Here is a 2233-nt window from a genome sequence, read left to right as displayed (position 1 = left end):
AAACTGCCCGGCAGCCTGGACCAGAAGTGGTACACCCGTGGCTACTACGGCTCGCTGAGTTTCAACACCCGCGCGGTGTATCAGCGCTACATGGGTTTCTATGACGGTAACCCGGCCAACCTCAATCCACTGCCACCGGTAGAAACGGCCAAGCGTTCGGTCGAAGCCATGGGCGGCGACGCGGCCGTGCTGGGGAAAATGCAGGCGGCAATGGCCAAGGGTGAATACCGCTGGGCCGCGCAACTGGGCAATCAGTTGCTGTTCGCCAACCCGGACAACGGCGATGCGCGCAAAGCCCAGGCCGAGGCGCTGGAGCAAATGGGCTATCAAAGCGAAAACGCCACCTGGCGCAACATGTACCTGACCGGCGCCATGGAACTGCGCAACGGCGTGCCACCCCAAGCGAGCAGTTCGGTATCGGTGGACATGGTGCGGGCGATGAGCCCACAGATGTTCTTCGACTTCCTGGCGGTGCGCCTGGACAGTGAAAAGGCTGTAGGCCATGACCTGACCCTGAACTGGACCTTCGAGGATCAGAACAAGGACTTCAACCTGACCCTGCGCAATGGTGTGCTGACCCACCGTGCCGGGCTCAATCCCCAGGCGGACGCCAGCGTGACCATGACCAAGGCAACCCTGGAACAGATCAGCCTCAAGCAACTGGATATCCCGACAGCGATCCAGAAAGGCCTGATCAAGTTGCAAGGCAGTGGCAAGAAGCTTGGGGAGTTGATGAGCAGCCTCGATACCTTCGCGCCGCAGTTCAATATCGTGACGCCTTGAACCGGTGACGCGGCAAACCGCGTCGCCTCCATCTCGAGCAGGTCGGATCGCCGCGCCGTCGCTCCCACACTGGATCTGTGTCATTCACAAAAGCTGTGAACAGCCTGGATCCCTTGTGGGAGCGACTGACTGGTCTTATTTGGCCGTAAACTTGRTGTAGCTATTGATCAGGTTGCGATAGTTCGGCAGGCGCTCAGAAAGCAGGTTGGCCAGGCCTTCCATGTCGTTACGCCAGTCGCCTTGCAGCTCGCAGGCCACGGAGAACCAGTTCAGCAGGTGCGCACCGGCGGCCGACATGCGTGCCCAGGCCGCTTGTTGCACGGTGGTGTTGAAGGTGCCGGAAGCATCGGTCACCACAAACACCTCAAAGCCTTCGGCAATGGCCGACAGGGTCGGGAACGCCACGCATACGTCGGTCACCACACCGGCGATGATCAGTTGCTTGCGTCCGGTGGCCTTGATCGCCTTGACGAAGTCTTCGTTGTCCCAGGCGTTGATCTGGCCCGGGCGTGCAATGAACGGCGCGTCCGGGAACTGCGCCTTGAGTTCCGGCACGATCGGACCGTTCGGACCGCTGTCGAAACTGGTGGTGAGGATGGTCGGCAATTTGAAGAACTTGGCGATGTCACCCAGGGCCAGCACGTTGTTCTTGAACTCGTTGGGCGAGAAATCCTGTACCAGCGAGATCAGACMGGTCTGGTGGTCGACCAGCAATACCACGGCATCGTCTTTGTTCAGGCGTTTGTACGGAACGTTGCTCATTGGAAACTCCTTGATGGATGGTTGTTGCAGTCAGCGCCGACCTGTTGGGCCGGCGCTTTTTTAAAAGAGTCAGAAGGCAAAACACGAGCAGCCAAAGGCGCCCCAGAAACCGGCGAAATCGCTGACCGGCGCGTTCGACAGGCGCGCCCGTTCATGGCTGTGTGAATGCACCGCGCACGGGCCGCTGCAATGGTGAACCTGGGCCTGCATTGGCGAGGTCGGGCGCCAGTGGCCCGGGACCTTCACCACCGGCGACCAGTCCGGCAGTACCGGCACGCTGGCCGGCCCGAGTTTTTCAAAGTCACCGGCGCCGTACACCACCTTGCCGCCGACCACGGTCAGCACCGACTCGATCCACTTGATCGCCTCTTCATCGACGCTGAAGAAATCCGCGCTGAGGGCGGCGACGTCGGCCAGTTGCCCGACCTTGATCTGGCCTTTCTTGCCTTGCTCCGACGAGAACCAGGCGCTGCCGTGGGTGAACAGTTCCAGCGCGGTCAGGCGCGGAAGGCCTTCGGCGTGCAGCTCCATGCCGCCGACGGTGCGACCGCTGACCATCCAGTACAGCGAAGTCCACGGGTTGTAGCTCGACACCCGCGTCGCGTCGGTACCGGCACCGACCGGTACGCCCTCGGCCAGCATGCGCTTGATCGGTGGCGTGGCTTCGGCCGCTTTCGCGCCGTAACGC

General features: G+C 61.5%; 3 protein-coding genes. 1 reads left to right on the top strand and 2 read right to left on the bottom strand.

Annotated elements, in window-relative coordinates; genetic code table 11:
* The coding region (locus tag ACXRVY_RS25140; RefSeq protein ID WP_458238536.1) for an alkyl sulfatase dimerization domain-containing protein at nt 1-783 on the top strand (783 nt) is incomplete at its 5' end.
* A 135-nt stretch (nt 784-918) separates the two neighbouring features.
* Here the strand turns inward: ACXRVY_RS25140 and ycaC are convergent.
* Both ycaC and ACXRVY_RS25130 read right to left on the bottom strand, forming a co-directional pair.
* Complete coding sequence (gene ycaC, locus ACXRVY_RS25135; RefSeq protein WP_458238535.1) at nt 919-1545, bottom strand: isochorismate family cysteine hydrolase YcaC; 627 nt, start codon at nt 1543-1545, stop codon at nt 919-921.
* Nucleotides 1546-1614: 69 nt separating this feature from the next.
* Nucleotides 1615-2233 (bottom strand): amidohydrolase family protein (locus tag ACXRVY_RS25130; RefSeq protein ID WP_458238534.1); only part of this gene is annotated, 619 nt, incomplete at its 5' end.

It is taken from the genome of Pseudomonas sp. P5_A2_2, assembly GCF_054177685.1.
The sequence above is the reverse complement of the archived record's forward strand: the minus strand, read 5'-3'. Positions and strand labels throughout refer to the sequence as shown.